12 protein-coding genes are annotated in these 16,146 nt (G+C 70.3%); 2 read left to right on the top strand and 10 right to left on the bottom strand.

All coding sequences use genetic code 11. The features are described from left to right. Positions 1 to 66 precede the first annotated feature (66 nt). The gene (locus ACW14X_RS21855; RefSeq protein WP_457163270.1) at positions 67 to 1,008 is read right to left on the bottom strand and encodes a PDR/VanB family oxidoreductase; all 942 of its coding nucleotides are present in this window, start codon (positions 1,006 to 1,008) and stop codon (positions 67 to 69) included. A gap of 86 nt (positions 1,009 to 1,094) precedes the next feature. On the opposite strand from ACW14X_RS21855, the gene ACW14X_RS21850 reads away from it, so the two are divergent. Then, complete coding sequence (locus tag ACW14X_RS21850; RefSeq protein ID WP_457163269.1) at positions 1,095 to 1,856, top strand: SDR family NAD(P)-dependent oxidoreductase; 762 nt, start codon at positions 1,095 to 1,097, stop codon at positions 1,854 to 1,856. Here the strand turns inward: ACW14X_RS21850 and ACW14X_RS21845 are convergent. After that, entirely contained in the window at positions 1,850 to 2,740 is an 891-nt protein-coding gene (locus ACW14X_RS21845) for an enoyl-CoA hydratase-related protein (RefSeq protein WP_457163268.1), read from the bottom strand. The two genes, ACW14X_RS21850 and ACW14X_RS21845, sit on opposite strands and share 7 nt — an antisense overlap. 69 nt (positions 2,741 to 2,809) lie before the next feature. On the opposite strand from ACW14X_RS21845, the gene ACW14X_RS21840 reads away from it, so the two are divergent. Further along, the gene (locus ACW14X_RS21840) at positions 2,810 to 5,125 is read left to right on the top strand and encodes a CoA transferase (protein WP_457163267.1); all 2,316 of its coding nucleotides are present in this window, start codon (positions 2,810 to 2,812) and stop codon (positions 5,123 to 5,125) included. A gap of 2 nt (positions 5,126 to 5,127) precedes the next feature. Here the strand turns inward: ACW14X_RS21840 and ACW14X_RS21835 are convergent, their stop codons facing one another. Genes ACW14X_RS21835 through ACW14X_RS21800 form a run of 8 tightly spaced genes read right to left on the bottom strand, consistent with a single transcriptional unit; the run spans position 5,128 to position 16,145 of the window. After that, on the bottom strand, positions 5,128 to 6,171 hold the full coding sequence (locus tag ACW14X_RS21835; protein ID WP_457163266.1) for a peptidyl-prolyl cis-trans isomerase: 1,044 nt from the start codon (positions 6,169 to 6,171) through the stop codon (positions 5,128 to 5,130). Next, positions 6,168 to 8,426, bottom strand: a complete 2,259-nt coding sequence (locus ACW14X_RS21830; RefSeq protein WP_457163265.1) for an MMPL family transporter — start codon at positions 8,424 to 8,426, stop codon at positions 6,168 to 6,170. The genes ACW14X_RS21835 and ACW14X_RS21830 overlap by 4 nt, the downstream gene beginning before the upstream one ends. Next, entirely contained in the window at positions 8,423 to 9,745 is a 1,323-nt protein-coding gene (locus ACW14X_RS21825; RefSeq protein WP_457163264.1) for an MlaD family protein, read from the bottom strand. Before ACW14X_RS21825 ends, ACW14X_RS21830 begins: the two co-directional genes overlap by 4 nt. After that, positions 9,742 to 10,998, bottom strand: a complete 1,257-nt coding sequence (locus tag ACW14X_RS21820; protein ID WP_457163263.1) for an MlaD family protein — start codon at positions 10,996 to 10,998, stop codon at positions 9,742 to 9,744. Before ACW14X_RS21820 ends, ACW14X_RS21825 begins: the two co-directional genes overlap by 4 nt. Further along, a complete protein-coding gene (locus tag ACW14X_RS21815; RefSeq protein ID WP_457163262.1) occupies positions 10,998 to 12,284 on the bottom strand; it encodes an MlaD family protein in 1,287 nt (428 codons plus the stop codon). Before ACW14X_RS21815 ends, ACW14X_RS21820 begins: the two co-directional genes overlap by 1 nt. Beyond that, positions 12,284 to 13,549, bottom strand: a complete 1,266-nt coding sequence (locus ACW14X_RS21810) for an MlaD family protein (RefSeq protein ID WP_457163261.1) — start codon at positions 13,547 to 13,549, stop codon at positions 12,284 to 12,286. The genes ACW14X_RS21815 and ACW14X_RS21810 overlap by 1 nt, the downstream gene beginning before the upstream one ends. Next, the gene (locus tag ACW14X_RS21805; RefSeq protein ID WP_457163260.1) at positions 13,546 to 14,895 is read right to left on the bottom strand and encodes an MlaD family protein; all 1,350 of its coding nucleotides are present in this window, start codon (positions 14,893 to 14,895) and stop codon (positions 13,546 to 13,548) included. Before ACW14X_RS21805 ends, ACW14X_RS21810 begins: the two co-directional genes overlap by 4 nt. Next, positions 14,895 to 16,145, bottom strand: a complete 1,251-nt coding sequence (locus ACW14X_RS21800) for an MlaD family protein (protein ID WP_457163259.1) — start codon at positions 16,143 to 16,145, stop codon at positions 14,895 to 14,897. Before ACW14X_RS21800 ends, ACW14X_RS21805 begins: the two co-directional genes overlap by 1 nt. Position 16,146: the final 1 nt, after the last annotated feature.

The following is a 16,146-nucleotide window of genomic DNA, read 5'->3' as shown; positions in this document are numbered from 1 at the left end:
CTATTGGTTGTAGATAACAGATTTGTAACCCGTGACGTGCGTCACTGTCAATGCCCCGAGAGCGATTCAGAGGTCAAGAATGAGCGGGCCCGTGCGGCAGCGGCCGACGCAGATCATCATGCAGTCGTTGGCAGCCCGCTCGTCGTCACTGAGCACGGAGTCGCGATGGTCGGGAACCCCGCCGAGGACCCCGGTCTCGCAGGTCCCACAGGTGCCCTCGCGACAGGAGAAGTCGACCTCGATCCCGATACCGGCAAGAGCGTCGATGATGCTCTCGTCCTCGGCGACCTCGACCCGCGCACCAGTCGAGGAGACCTCGACCTCGAACGCGGCCCCACCGGTCCCGACCGGCTCCTTCGGCGCGAAGCGTTCGGTGTGCAGGGTCTCCCCCGGCCGCGTACGCATCTCCTGCTCGACCGCCGCCAGCAGCGGCTCCGGGCCACAGCAGTAGACGCGCCGGCCGCCGACCGGCTCGCCGAGGATCGCGGGCAGGTCGAGCAGCCCGCGTTCGTCCTGGGGCCACAGGTCGACCCGATCCCCGTACGCCTCCAACTCATCGAGGAACGCCATCGATCCACGCGAGCGGCCGCCGTAGACCAGGCTCCAGTCGGAGCCGGCGGCCGTCGCAGCAGCGATCATCGGCAGGATCGGCGTGATGCCGATGCCGCCCGCGATGAAGATGTGGCGCTCGGCCGGCTCGAGGCGGAAGTGGTTGCGTGGGCCACGGAGGTCGAGCTCGTCTCCCTGCACAAGCTTGTCGTGGATGCGGACCGAACCGCCGCGACCGTCCTCGACCCGCAGCACCGCGACGCGGTAACGGGTGCGGTCACCGGGCTCGCCGCACAGGCTGTACTGCCGGATCTCACCGCCATCAGGAAGGACGTCGACGTGCGAGCCCGGATCCCATGACGGAAGCTCGCCGGTGAGCGGCTCCAGCACCAGGCCGACGACCCCGTCGGCCAGGTCCTGTCGCTCGACGACCCGGACTCGCCTGCACTCCTCGGTCATCCGTCTCACCTCTCTTCCGATGCGTCACTTTATCTAATCATGTTAGGTTTGTGAACCACAACGCACAGATTCCCCCGGAGGTGGCCATGAACCCGCTCGACCTTTTCCGCATGGACGGGCGCACCGTCGTCGTGACCGGCGCGAGCAGCGGCCTGGGTGCCGGTTTCGCCCGTGCCCTCGCCCACGCAGGAGCGAACGTCGTCGCCGCCGCCCGGCGCGAGGACCGGCTCAAGACCCTCGCCGACGAGCTGCGCGAGATCGGTCCGGAGCCGGCGATCGCGGTCGCCGACGTCGCCGATCCCGACGACTGCGAGCAGGTCGCCGAGGCGGCGATCTCGGCGTTCGGCGGCATCGACGGACTGGTCAACAACGCCGGCCTCGGGTCCGCGGTCTCCTCCCTGAAGGAGACACCCGCGGGCTTCCGCCGCTTGATCGATGTCAACCTCAACGGGACGTTCTGGATGGCCCGGGCCTGCGCCGCGCGGATGGAGCACGGCGGCTCCATCGTCAACGTTGCCAGCGTGCTCGGCCAGGTGGCGCCGCGCTACCCGCAGGCCGCCTACGCCGCCAGCAAGGCCGGCGTCATCGGCCTGACCCGCAACCTCGCCGGGGAGTGGTCAGCGCGCCGCCGGATCCGGGTCAACGCGCTGTGCCCGGGCTACTTCGACTCCGAGATGACCGCCGGCGAGGGTGAGCTTCTCCGCGAGATGGTCGCCGAGCAGAGCATGCTCGGCCGCTTCGGGGAGCAGCACGAGCTCGACGCGGCACTGCTCTTCCTGATCAGCCCGGCCTCGACGTACGTCACCGGCACGACACTCACCGTCGACGGCGGCCTCACCTCCTACTGAGCCGATCCCGAGCCGGGCCAGCGCGGACCGTACTCGGGATAGTCGCGGGGCACCCGGAGTGGGAAGGCCGGGTCGCGTTTCTCCAGGAAGGCCGCGACCCCTTCACCGACATCGCCGAGGCCGGGCAGCTCGTAGACGCCGCGCGACTCGATCCGGTGAGCCTCCCACGGGCTCGGCGCCGCCCACATGCTCCACATCAGCTGCTTCGACAGCGAGACCCCGACGGTCGAGGCTCGCTCGGCGATCTCGGTGGCGATGGTGTACGCGGCGTCGAGGAGGTCGGCGTCGGGAACGACACGGCCGGCCAGCCCGCCGGCGACCACCTCGCCGGCGGACAGCAGGCGGCCAGTGAGGACCCACTCGGTGGCACGGGCAGTGCCCACGAGTCGCGGCAGGAACCAGCTTGCTGCGGACTCGATGAGCATCCCGCGCCGGGTGTAGACGAAGCCCACCCGGGTCGACTCCGCCACCACCCGGATGTCGGCGGGCAGGATCATCGAGGCACCACCGCCGACAGCGGCGCCGTTGACCGCTGCCACGACCGGCTTGAGCATCGCAGCCATCCGAAGGGTGACCACGCCGCCCGCATCGCGGGGCACGCCGCCCAGAGCACCGAAGCGCTCCACGAAGGCCGCATGCTCGGGCGAGGGGTCACGGTCGCCGTGATGAAACCCCTCGTCGAGGTCGGCGCCGACGCAGAAGTTGCGGCCCCTCCCGGTCAGCACGACCACCGCGACCTCGTCGTCGGCCTCGGCCCGGTCGATCGCGTCGACCAGCTCGCCGCACAGGCGCAGCGTCATGGCGTTGCCCTGCGCACGGCGGTCGAGAGCGATGGTCGCCACCCTTCCCTCGACCTGGTAGTCGACCACGGGACCAGCAGTCATCTCAAAGCTCCTGACATTGGCAGATAAACCGTACGGCATTAGGTTAATCTGAAACCAGGAGGAAACAACATGGCTGCTGAACTGCTCTTGACCGGAGTCCGCGTCGCCGATCTGGGAGACGCCGTCGGAGAGGGCGCCGCCCGCCTCTTGGCGGATCTCGGCGCCGAGACGCTGAAGCTGGAACCCCCGGAAGGTGCCCGGACCCGGACCGACGAACCCGTCGTGGACGGCCGCTCGCTGCCCTACAGCGTCCGCAACGCCAACAAGTCGGCGCTGGTCGCCGACCTCGCCACCGCCGAGGGCCGGGCGGATGCTCACGCGCTGGTCGCGGAGGCGGACATCGTCTTCCTCTCCCCCGCCACGGCCGATGCCATCGGTCTGGCGGCGCTGCGCGCGGCCAGTCCAGGCCTGGTCGCGGTGATCTCCTCACCGTTCGGGCTCACCGGTCCGCGACGCGACTGGCAGGCGACCGGCCGTACGCTGCTCGCCCTCGGGGGCGCGATGTCGCGCTCCGGCAGACCGGGCGCGGCACCGCTGGTTCCGCCCGCGCAGCTCGCGACCGCGACGGCCACCGCTCAGGCCGCCTGGCTGGCGATCGTCGCCCACACCCAGCGGACGCGAACCGGCCTGGGACAGACCATCGACCTGTCCCATCACGAGGCCGTGGCGACCGGGCTCGACCCGGCGTTCGGGGTGCAAGGATCGGCCGCTGCCGGGCGCTCGGGGAAGTTCCGGCGTGGACGTCCGCCGGCCGACTCCTATCCGATCTACCGCTGCGCGGACGGCTTCGTACGCCTGTGCCTGCTGTCCAAGCGCCAGTGGCGGGGCATGTTCGGCTGGCTGGGCGAGCCAGCCGAGTTCGCCGACCCCAGCTACGACTCGATCACCGCTCGTGTCGCCGCCTCCGACCGGCTCGAGCCGCTCATCGAGGCGCTCTTCGCCGACCGAACCGCGGCCGACCTGGTCGATGAGGCGGCCACGCGCGGGATCCCGCTCGCCCAGGTGCTCTCCCTCGGGGAGGCGCTCGCCGCGGACCACTTCACCAAGGCCGGGACCGTCTCGAGCACGGAGGTGGCTCCCGGCCTGACCGCGAACCTACCGATCGGCTACCTCACCGCCGACGGACACCTGCTCGGCCTGCGCACGCCAAGTCCGGACCTGCCGACGCAGGTCGCCACAGCCGACGCGTGGACGCCTCGCGAAGAGCGGGTCCACCTGAGCCCGGACGCGGACGATGCTCCGTTCGCCGGTCTCCGCGTCCTCGACCTCGGCGTCATCGTCTTCGGCGCCGAGGCGGGACGCGCCTTCGCCGATCTCGGCGCCGACGTGATCAAGGTCGAGAGCCGCACCTACCCAGACGGGCTGCGCCAGACCCGGCACGGCGAGGCGATGAACGCCTCGTTCGCGTGGGGGAACCGCGGCAAGCGCAGCCTCGGGCTGGACCTGCGCACCGACGAAGGACGACGGCTCTTCCTCGACCTGGCCCGGCACAGCGACGTGGTGCTCTCCAACTTCAAGCCGGGCACGCTCGACTCGCTCGGGATCGGATTCACGGCCCTGGCCGCCGCCAACCCGGGCATCGTCGTCCTGGAGAGCTCGGCCTTCAGTGCCGACGGGCCGTGGGCCCAGCGCCTCGGCTACGGCCCGCTGGTACGCGCGGCCTGCGGGGTGACCAGCCTGTGGAAGTACGCCGCCGGCGACACCGCGTCCTGGGACGGCGTCACGGTCTTCCCGGACCATGTCGCCGCCCGCCTCGGCGCTCTCTCCGTGGCCGCCGCTCTGCTCGCGCGCAGCCGCGACGGACGCGGGCGTCACCTGCGGATGGCCCAGTCCGACGTCGTCCTCCACCAGCTCGCCGACCTGGCGCTGCTGGAGAGCCTGCGACCGGGGTCGGTCTCGGCTGTCGGCAACCGCGGACGGGAGGTCTTCGGCGGTGTCTTCGCCTGCGCGGGCGACGACGAGTGGTGCGTGATCGACGCGCGCACCCCCGGCGAGGTCGAGACGCTCCGCGACGCCGTGGAGGCAGGTGATCGGGAACTCGCCGACGCGGTCGGCGCCTGGACCGCCGTACGCTCGCCGGCCGAGATCAGCGAGCAGCTTCAGGGGCGCGGGCTGCCGGCCGCACCGATGCTCCGGCTGCCCGAGCTGCGCGAGGACCCCCAGCTGATCCATCGCCGGACCTACACGACCTTGAGCCACCCGCTCCTGGAGCAGACGCTGCCGGCGGAGGACCCGACGGCGGCGTACGAGCGGCTCGAGGTGCCGACCCTCGGGCCGGCCCCGCTGGCGGGGGCCGACACCGAGTCGATCTGCCGGGACCTGCTGGGGCTCGACGAGGACGGCCTCGCGGACCTGCTGGCCCGCGAGGTCGTCTTCGTCCCCTGAGCTCAGCCGGCCGGGGTGCTGGGCGGAGCGTCCGGGTCCTTGGGACGGTAGTCGTCGGCGTACTCGACCTCGGCAGCCTTGATCTGGCGGCCCAGCCACGTGTTCCATGCCTTGGTCTGAGCCTGGGTCGTCAGTGTCTGGGTCAGGGTCTGGGCGGCCTGGTCGAGGCTGACCGGGATCGGCTCGGTGATCTCGGTGACCAGGCCGACGTTCCAGCCGTTGCTGGTCTGTACGGGGCCGAAGGCCTTGCCACGCGGAGCCGCGAAGGCGCTCTTGGCGTAGGTGTCCTCGAGCTGGGAGGCCTGAACGGCGCCGAGGCTGCCACCCTTGGCCGCGGTGCTGGAGTCGCGGGAGGTGGTCCTGGCGAGCGTCGCGAACGCCGTGCCCTTGCCGAGCTCGGCGAGCACCTGCTCGGCCTCGGCCTCGGTTGCGACCACGATGTTGCTGATCGAGCGCTGCTCCGGGGTGACCATCTCGGCCTTGTGGTCCGCGTAGTAGCTCTGGACCTCGGCCTGGGTGACCTCGGGGACGCTCGAGGTGATCTCGGAGTAGAGCCGGCTGGTCGCGATGACGCGGGTGATCTCGGCGAGGACCTCGGTCTCGGTGACCCCGGCGGTGGCGAGGAACTGTTCGTACGTCCTCTGGTCGCCAAGCATCTGCGACTCGATCACCTTGTCCAGCTGCTGCTGCGCCTGGGTGCGGGTGACCGTGATGTCCTTCTTCTTCGCGGCCCGCTCGAGGATGAGGCTGACAGCCATCGACTTGGCGGCGTCGCGACGGAAGGAGGCCTTCTTCGCCCCCTCCGTGGGCTGCTTGACGTTGTAGAGCCCGCCGAGCACCTTGATCCGCTTGTCGAGCTCGGAGATCTTCACCGTCCGGTCGCCGACCTGCATCACGGCGTCGGAGGGAAGCGCGTTGGCGCGTTGCACGACGAGGAACGCGCCCGCGCCGACGACCGCAACCGCCACCACGGCGGCGAGCAGCCGAGGCCACCAGATCGGGACCATCGAGCGTAGGTGGAGAGGTTTGATGGCGAGCTTGGTCATGCGCTGACCTCCTGGAGTTCTCGTGTGGGTGGGTGTTCGCCGGACTCAGGCTCCGGAGCCTGGTGCTCCGTCGTGCCGAGCAGGCGGGCAACCAGATGGGCGGCGGCGTACGAGCTGATGACGCCGGCCGCGAGCAGCAGCCCGAAGTCGCGGAGCACGGTGAGGCCAGAGAGCCCGAGGGCGAGATAGCCGACCGCGCCGGCGATCGCCGCGGTCAGGACCGTCCGGCCCGACGAGGCCAGCAGTCTTCGCTCTCCGAGCATGGTGACGAACTCGCACGACGTGACCGTCACCAGCGCCCCGATGGCGAGGGTGAGCGGGCTCAGGTCGATGCCGACGAGCCGGACGGCGGCGAAGAGCCAGCCGGCGGCGAGCAGGGCGGTGGCCAGGACGCGTACGCCGGCACGCCACGAGCGCAGCCCGAGCCCGACCAGGAGCGCGGCGACGAGGATGCCGACCGCGTTGACGGTGTAGCGGGCATCCTCCATCGCGCTCAGGCCGTCGGCGGCGAGCACGGGCAGGCCGACGATCTCGACGCGGTAGCCCTTCGGTGGCTCCGGCAGCTCCCGGCGCAGCGACTCGATGAGCCGGCGCTGGGCGCGCACGTCGTCGAGCGTGATGCCGTAGGTGGCGACCGCGGCCTGGTGGTTGCGGGACAGCACGGCGTCGGCGAGATAGTCCGGGACGACCTCGGTTCCCGCGCGGACCTGGGCCGCGGTGGCGCTGCCCCCGAGGAAGGCGAGCAGCTGGCTGTACGTCAGCAGCGGCCGCATCTGGTCGGCGTGCTCGCGCACGACGAGGCTTTGGGCCTGCTGCGACCAGGCGATCGCCTCGGGCGAGGCGACGTTCTTGCCACGCAGCACGATGTCGAGCTCGCCGGAGAAGCCCAGCGTCTGCTCGATGCGGGCCGCGTCGGCCAGCTCGGGTACGCCTTGGGCGAGCTCTTCGGGGCTGGACTGGATCCGCATCCCCGGCAGCATCACCCAGCCCGCGATCGCGGCCGCTGCGAGCACGACCATGCTGCCCTTGGCCACCTTGGGCGACAGACTCAGCGCGCGGCGCGTCCTGCTCGCCGCGGCTCGCGGCTCGACCCGTCCGATCATCAGGCGCAGCACCAGGGCCCAGCCCACGGTCAGCACCAGGCCCAGGGCGAGAGCGAGACCGAACTCGCGCACGAAGGGCAGTGGGGTCAGCGCGAGGCTGGCGAAGGCCGCGGCCGCCGCGCCCGCCGTGACGAGCACGCCGCGCAGCCGCTCGGCCTGCAGCAGGTAGAGCGGGAAGTCGCTGCCCACGCCGAGCAGCACCGGCAGGAACGCGGCGGCACCGAGCGAGAGCGGCACCCCGAGCAGGCCGAAGACCGCGACGGTGGTCGCGGTCCCGAGCAGCGCGCAGCCGAGCGGCAGCAGGCTGTGCCTGCGCCGCCGGCTCCAGCCCGCGCAGACGAGCACCAGCGCGACCGCGCCGAGCGCCACCGCGCCGAGCCGGAGGATCTCCGTGTGAGCGCGGTCGGCGACACCGGAGACGACGACGGGCACGCCCGAGACGACCGGCCGCTCGATGCTCAGCCCGGAGCCGCGTACGGCCTTGCGGATCTCCGCCACCAGGCGCCGGGTCTGCTCCTGGTCCAGGCCGGGCTCGGGCCGGACGAGCAGGGTGGCCGACTTGGCGCTGGGCACCAGGAACCGCCACTCCGGGCGGGGGTTGCCGGCACGGTCCATCAGCACCGAGGCGACGAACTTCTGGTTCTGGACTGTCGGGAGGCCGACCAGCAGCGCCTCGGCGAGAAGCTTGCCGTAGCGGCGGTCGAAGGGGGCGAGCGCGGCGTCGCCGGCCGCGGTGATCTCGGCCTTGCTCTTGTGCTGGCGCCGAGCCTTGGCCTCGGCGACGTTGCGGATCTGGTCACGCGCGCCGGCGACCTGGGCCAGCATCCCCTTGACCGAACCCGCGGTCTGGTTGAGCACCGTGCCGGGCCCGTAGACGCTGTGCACGTTCGGCAGGCCCGACAGCGACCCCTCGAGGCGGATCAGGCGCACCAGCTCGGTCGGGTCCAGGACCAGCCCGAGCTGGGTGGTGCCCTTCATCTCCACGACGACGGCGTCGCCGCCGAACGTCTCCTGATAGGCCCGCAACTGCCGGTCGGCGCTGTCCCCGGCGGGGACGAAGGAGTCGACCTTGGTGTCGACCTCCACGCGCGAGATCCCCAATCCCACCGCCACGAGGACGAGGAGCACCAGCAGCGCGGACCTCCAGGTCACTTGTCCTCCTCGACCCGCGGAGCCTTGCCCCTGAACGGTGCCGGCTCGTCCGCCTGCCCCGGAGCCGGGTAGGGGTTGTTCCAGTGCAACGGGTTGATCGTCTGCAGGTTCAGCGGGTTGCCGCGCACCGAGTACTCGTTGAAGATCGTCGCCAGCCGCGCCGGCGCGACCCCGTTCTCGAGCGGGATGTCGAACGCGCCGCCGAAGTTGCCGAAGAAGGAGCCGATGTCGTTCGCGTACGGCTCGATGTAGGTCAGCATCGGGTTGATGTTGCGCAGCAGCAGGTCGAGGTAGGGCGTGATCGCGATCAGGTTGCGCGAGAGCGCCGGCAGCTGGTTGACGGTCTCCGGCGCGATCTTCAGCGCACCGTTCATGTAGGGAAGCAGCGCCTCGAGGCTGGCGGTGACCGAGGGCAGGTTCACCAGCGCCGCGTTGAGGTCGGGCGCCGCCTGGTCCAGAGAGCGTACGACCGGGCTGAGGTCGCCGGAGAGCTCACCGAGGGATCCGGTCGCCACCCGCGCGCTGCTCATCAGTCCGGGCAGGCGCTGCATCGTCGCTGCCAGCGCCTCCTGCTGCCCGGCGGTCGCCTGGGTGATCCGCTGGGTGTTGTCGATCACCGAGACGATCGCCCCGCGGTTGGTGTCGGCGGCGGCGAGGATCGCGTTCGTCTCCTGCACCAGCGACTGCAGATCGTCGTTCTGCGCGGCCAGAGCGTCGACCGCGGTGTAGCCGGTGCCGCCGATCTGACCCAGCCCCTCCATCACCTGGGTGATGCTCTGCTGGGTGCCGTCGGTCGTCGTGCCGAGGTCGGTGAGGGCCGCGGCGAGCTGCTTGCGGGTCTGCGGCGTGAACGTACGCACGACCTCGTCGATGTCGGTGGCGGCCTGGACCGACTCCGGCGACAGGGTGGTCCCGTCCGGGATCTCCTCGCCGGTGCCGTCCTTGACGTCCACGAAGGACTGGCCGATGACGGACTTGACGCCCACGCGGACGGTCGCGCCCTCGTGCAGCGGCGCCACCTCGTCGTCGAGATCCAGCACGACGCGTGCGGTGCGGCCCTCGACCTCGGTCGAGGCGACCCGGCCGACGATGACTCCGGCGACGCGAACCTCACCGGCCTCCTGGAGGTTCTTCAGGTCCGCCGACTCGAAGGAGACCTGGTAGGCGCGGTCGCCGCCCGGGAGCGTCCCGCCGGCACCCTTCCACAGGTAGCCGAACCCGAGCACGCACAGCAGCGCGATGGCCAGGATCACCACGACCGACGTACGCGGCCGAAACCGGGAGCGGGTGGTCGGGATCGTGCGCAGCGTGACACTCATGGGGTGTCTCCCTTCTTGCCCTGGTCGATGCCCTCGTCGGCGAGTCCGCCGGTGGGGTTGGTCAGGTCGACGTGGAGGTTGGCGCGGCCCATGCCGCCGTTGGCGTCGTAGAGGCTGAACGAGGACGAGGTCTGGTAGGTGAAGGCGGCCAGGTCGTCCATCCACGGCACCAGCTCCTTGGTGGCCTGGGGCAGGTAGCCGACGACCGGCTTCAGGTCGGCCAGCGCCGGGTTGGCGTCAGCGACGAAGGGACGCAGGTCGTCGACCACCGGACCGGCACGGTCGACGACGGGGGCGGCTCCGTTGATGAAGTTGTGGACCGAGCCGACGGTGCCGTCGAGGTTCTCGACCGCCTCGGGCAGCGTGTCGGAGGCCTTGTCGAGATCCTTCAGGGTCGGGTCCAGCTGACCGGTGAGATCGTTGACCTCGCCCATCGACCCGGAGAGCTGCTCGGTGAACCCGGGCAGGGTGTCCAGCGACTCGGAGAGCTGCTTGTCACGCTTCGCGACGGCGCTCAGGGTCCTGTCCATCGAGGTCGTCAGCTCGGTGAGCCGTTGCCTGTCGTGGCCGACGGCCTCCGAGATGGTCGTGAGCGAGGTGACCAGCTGGGAGATGTTCGTACGCCGCTCGTTGAGGGCGTTGATGACCGGCTCCCACTGCTTCATGGTCGCGGTGGTCGCGTCCAGTCCCGCCGGGAGCGTGGTCGGCGCGTCCTTCAGGCCGATCTGCGTCTGGTCGATCAGCGAGGTCAGCGCCGCCCGGGTGCGCGCGTCGAGCTTGTCCAGGACCTCGTACGGCTGGACGGCCCGCTTGGTCTGCGCGACCGGGAGCGCACCCCCGTCCTCGAGCAGATCGGCGGGCGGGCCGCCCGGGTCGAGCTCGATGTACATGACGTTGAGTGGGGCCTTGGTGCGGAGGATCGCGGTGGCGTTGCGGTAGATCCGCTGCTCCTTCTCGAACTCCACGGTGACCTGGGCGGTGCCGGAGTCGGTCGGGTCGGCCGCGGTGATCCGGCCGACCGGCACACCGGCGATCCGGACCTCCTGCACCGCCTCGGGACGCACGCCGGGGGCCGCGGTGAACTCGATGGCGACCGACTGGCGGTCCTGCCACGGCAGCCGGATGTGCTGGTTGCCGAGAACGTAGACGGTCGCGGCGAGGCCGGCCACGAGCGCGATGGCCACCGCGATCGTGTCACGCTTGAGCCCGGGGGTGTTCCGGATCCGGTCGGCGAGGGTGCTGAGGCTTACCATCAGTTTTCACCTTTCAGCTGCGGGATCAGCTGGGCGAGGGCGTCGTCGAGGTTGAGCGGCGCGACGCTGCCGGCGCTGACACCGGCCTGGAAGTTGAGCAGGCTGCCCTGCGCGTCCTGGGTCATCGAGGCCCGGTCGAGGTTGGTCACCATGTAGGCGAGCTCCTGATAGAACTTGTTGTCCGCCTGGACGCCACCGCCGGTGTCCTTGAACGGGCCGGTCCCGCGGTAGGTGCTCCCCAGCGACTCCAGGACGGGGCCGTTGACGCGGTCGATCACTGGGCCCTTGATGTCCGTCAGGATCGGCTTGGTGGTCCTCGCCGTCGGCACCAGGTCCTGGACCAGCGGCTGGGCGTCCTCGAGCAGCCCGGGGAGCTTGGCCGCGACCGGCCTGGTGTCGGCGAGCATCGGCTCGAGGGTCCTGACCAGCGGGCCGACCTCCTCAGCGGTGGGCTGCAGGCCGACCGCGGTCCGATCGAGCTGACGCAGCGTCGGGGTGAGCTGGTCGGTGGCGGCCTTCGTCTCGTCCAGGGCCGTGGGCAGGCCGGCGACGGTCGCGGAGAGGTCGTCGCTGTGGTCGGCCAGCGTGGTCGTCGTGATGTTCAGGTTCACCAGGCTGCGCGCCAGCGCGGCGTCCTGCTCGTTGAGGGTGGCCGCGAGACTCTCCACGTTGCCGATCAGCTCGGGCAGGTCGCGCTGCGGCCGGGAACCCTGGACGGAGGTCAGCAGCTTCGTGGAGGGGTCGAGGACCTGCGGCGCCTGACGGGTGAACGACCGGATGGACTTCTGGTTCTTGTTCGACAGGGTCGCACCGGCTTCCTTGATGGTCCCTTGCAGGTCCTTCCTGGTCTCCGTCGGCAGCGCGGCGAGGATCGCGTCGAGCTCGACGGGAACATGGGTGCGGCTCTTCGGGATCGTCTCCTCGGAGTACTCCCCCGATCCGCCCGGCACCAGGTTGAGGGCGTACTGGCCACCGAGGACGGTCAACGGCTCCACCCGGGCGCTGGGCTTCGCGCCGAGCCGCTCCTTGACGCCGTCGTCGATCTTCATGTCGACGTGGGTGGTGCCGTCGGCGTCCTGACGTACGTCCGAGACGACACCGACCTGAAGCCCGGCGACCTTCACCTTCGTCTTGCCGGAGACCAGGCCGTAGTTCTGGTCGAAGGTCGCGTGGATGGTGTCGCCCGACCGGAGCAGCAGCGACAGCTGGGTCTTGAACGCCAGCGCCGTGAGGACGGCGACCAGGACGACGATGAGCACCACCGCCCGACGAGTCAACACAGACATCAGCACTTCCCCTTTCCGTACTTCAGGCCGTGGGAGAACGCCTTGCCCGGACCGGAGTACGGATCGACGTTCGCGAGCGGGTCGGGCTGGCTGGCGACGTAGACGCCCGGGAAGACGAGCATCGCGCTGAAGTAGTGCTTGTCCGGTCCGTAGTTGCCGCTGAGCAGGTCGTGCTCGCAGAAGAGCGTGCCGGCGTCGGGGGCGTACGGGCTGAGCACCTCCAGCGTCGGTGCGGTCCTGCCGAGCGTCTCGCGGGCGCGCCCGACGGTCGGCTCCGCCTTGGTGACGGCGGGCACCAGCGTCCCGACCGGCTCCGCGGACCCTTCGGCGAACTTCTTCACGGTGACCGCGACCGGAGGCGCCTCCACCAGGAAGTCGCGCAGGTTCGGCACCGACTCGACCAGGTCGTCGACGCCGGGGCGCAGCTCGGTGACCGCATTCGCCGTGTCGTCGAGGGCCGGGTTGATCTCGGCCAGACCCTGGCGGGTCGTCACCAGCGTCTCAGGCGCGTCGGCCACGGTCCGGCGAAGCGGCTCGGTGTCGTCGGTGTTGACGGCGCCGAGGGTCGTGTTGGTGGTGGTCACGAGCGTCTGGATCTGGCGCTCGTGCCCGTGGATGTGGGAGACCAGCCGGTCGCCGGTGACGAGCAGGCCGTCCAGGTCGGTCTTCGGGTCGGATGCCGTGTCGAGCACGAGCGTGGCGTCGTCCAGCATGCCGGGCGCGACCTGAAGGGCGCTGTAGAGGTCCTTCTGGTGGCCCGAGACCCCACCGCCGACCTCGCGCAGCCCGACCTGCAAGCCCTCGCGAGCCTTGGGCGGCAGCGCGGAGAGCACCGTGTTCAGGTCGGCCGACCTCGTGGTCTTCTCGGCCGCGATCGGCTTCCCTCCGAGCAGGCCGGAGCTCGCCGTGCCGGGATCGAGGGAGACGAACTTGCGGCCGAGGACGGAGGCGTTGCCGACCGCGGCGGTCGCGTCGGCGTACAGCTCTCGGTCGCCGTCCAGGCGCATCCTCACCAGCGCCTGGTCGTTCTCGTAGGAGATGTTCGTGACGACGCCGATGCGGATGCCGTTCTGGGTGACGTTCTGCTGGGGTTTCAGAGTGCCGACGTCGTCGAAGTACGCAGACACCTCGGTGTGGTCCTTCAAGGGCAACGCACCGCCGCCTTGGACCAGGGTGCCGACGTAGGCGATCACGCCGCCGGCGGCGATCGCGACGATCCCGATCAGGAGTCGCCGGGCGTCTTGTCGGTGCAGTCGTGCGCTCATGAGTGGCCTCCGATGAGCTGGTCGAGGAGGTTCTGCTCCTGCGAGGACGTGAGTCCGGTCGCGCTGTTGGGATCGGTTGCCTCGGTCAGAGGGCCGGTGAGGTCCGGGAGCGCTTCCTCGGTCTTGTCGGCGCCCTTCGAGGGCTTCTCCCCGCCGACGGTGCCGATGTTCGGCAGCACCTCGGCGCCGACGAGCGAGTTGAGCGCCTCAGGCGTGACGTGGACCAGTCCGCGGAAGTAGTGGCTCAGCCCGTCGCGGGAGTTGGTGCTCAGCGCCCACTTGGTGACGAACGACATCAGGTCACCCAGGTGCTCGTCCAGGAGCTCGTCACCCACGGGCCGCAGCTCCGAGGCGGTCGTACGCAGGTTGTCGCCGGAGGCGCGCAGGTCCTCGGTGATCGGCTTGATCCGCTTCAGCAGCGCGTCGAGCTCGGCGAAGAGCGGCCCGAAGGAGTTGAAGGCCGGGTCGGCGTAGGGCGAGAACCGGTTGATCTCGTCGGCGATCTCGGCCAGGTCGCGGGTGACCGGGCGGGCCTTCTTCAGGGTGGGGGTGACCGTCTCGGAGACGGTCTCGAGAGAGGTCAGCGTGCGCTGGGCCTCCTTCAGCGTGGCCGGCAGCTCGGCGATGGTCGCCTCGAGCGCCGCCTGCTCATCGGCCAGGGCGTCCAGCGTCTGTCGCGCACGCGAGATCAGCAGGTCGAGCTGCTTCCCGTTCTCGCCGGTGAGCGATGCGGCGACCGGGTCCGCCTTGGCGATCAGGTCGTTGAGCACCTCGTTCTGGCTCCGCAGGATGGCGCCGACCTGGTCGAGGTCCTTCATCAACGGTGCGAGCGCCTTGAGAGCATCGGCCATCTTCTGGCCGCCGCCGTTCATGGTGCCCTCGCCCAGCGTGCTGACCAGCGCCGCGAGCGCGGTCGAGGTCGGGTCGTCGAGCGTGTCCAAGACGTCTTGGAGGTTGACGGCCGAGTCGGTCTGCTTCAGCGGGACCGTGTTGTTCCTCAGATAGGGCGAGGACTCCTTGCCCGGCTCGATGGAGACGTAGTTCTCGCCGAGGGCGTTGATCGGCTGGATCAGCAGCTTCGCGTCCTCGTGGACCGGGAGCACGTCCTCGTCGAGATCGAGGGTGACCCGGGCGACGCCCTTCTCGAGCTTGATCGACTTGACCTTGCCGACCTGGACACCGGAGGTGCGGACCTCGTTGCCGACCTCGAGCGGGCTGGCATCCTCGAAGTAGCCCACCAGCTCGGACCGGCTCGCGGAGCTTCCCATCAAGTTGGTGCCGGTGACTGCCGTCGCTGCCCCGACCACGACGGTGGCGGAGATGACGGTGACTTTCGAGAGGATCATCAGTTGATCCCGTCCCCTTCTGCATCGGTCCACGGCTGGCCGGCGATCGAGCCCGGCAGCGGCCGCGCGTCCTGTTTCATGCCCGGCGGCATGACGCCGGGGTTCTGGTCGAAGCTGCTCGCCGAGGCGGTGATCAGCGCGCGGGCGTAGTGGCCGGAGGCGTCCCGGCTGCCGAAGACGCCGTTCCAGTTGCTGAGCCAGCCGACGAGCTCTGGCGTGTACGGCCGCAGGTAGGAGACCATCGGGCCGGCCTGCTCCAGCGCGCTGGTCGCGGTCGGCAGGATGGCGTTGGCGTCGTTGACCAGGCCCGGCGTGTACTGCAGCAGCTCCTGGGCATCCGCGAGGGTGCCGGGCAACATGGCCAGAGCGGGGCGTACGTCGGCAAGGACCGGATTGGCCTGCTTGGCGATCGCCGGAAGCCGGTCGGTCGACGGCCGCAGGGTGCGGAGCACCTTCCGGGTGGAGTCGACCGGCTCGGGGACCGCCTCCAGCGCCGTGGTGGCCGAGTCGATCGTCTCGGGCAGCTTCTCGATGCTCTGGGAGAGCTCGGCCTGGCGCGCCGCGATCTGGGCCGTGAGCGTGTTGAGGTTGTTGATGCTGGCCGCCAGCTCGGCGTCATTGGCCGAGACGTTGGAGGTCACGCCGTGCAGCTCCTTGATGATCTTCTTCAGCGCCGGCCCGTCCTGGGCGATCGCGCTGAGCAGATCGGCGATCGCCTTCACCGTCGGCCCGGCGTCGGCCAGGGTCTTCCGCAGGTCCGGCTGGTTGCCGGCGAGCGTCTTGTTGAGCTGGGCGACGAGGGTCTGCAGCTGCTTGCGGGTGGGCGCGTCGAGGGTGGCGAGCAGCTCGTCGATGTCGACGGCCTCGGCGTTGCCGGTGACCAGGTGCCCTGAGGGCATCTCCGGGTTGGTCCTCGCCCCGGGGACGAGCTCGATCATCCGGGTGCCGAGCACGGACGCCCACTTGATCCGGGCGGTCGTGCCGGCGCGGAGCGGGGCGTACTCGTCCTCGATGGCGACCTCGACCTCGGCCTGCCCATCGCGGACGCCGACCGAGGTGACCTTCCCGACCCGCTGGCCCTTGATCATGACACCGGCGTCCTCGAAGGTCGTACCGGCCGAGGGCATCAGCAGCGTCAGGTTGTAGTCGGGCCCGGAGGTGAACTTGACGAGGCCCCAGGTGAGGAGGGAGCCGACGATCACCAGGGCGATGACGCCCTTGGCACCGGCTCGTTGACGGATCGCGTTCATC

It is taken from the genome of Nocardioides sp. YJ-D4, from assembly GCF_054031495.1.
Note: the sequence above shows the minus strand (reverse complement) of the source record. Positions and strands in the feature narration are given on the sequence as shown.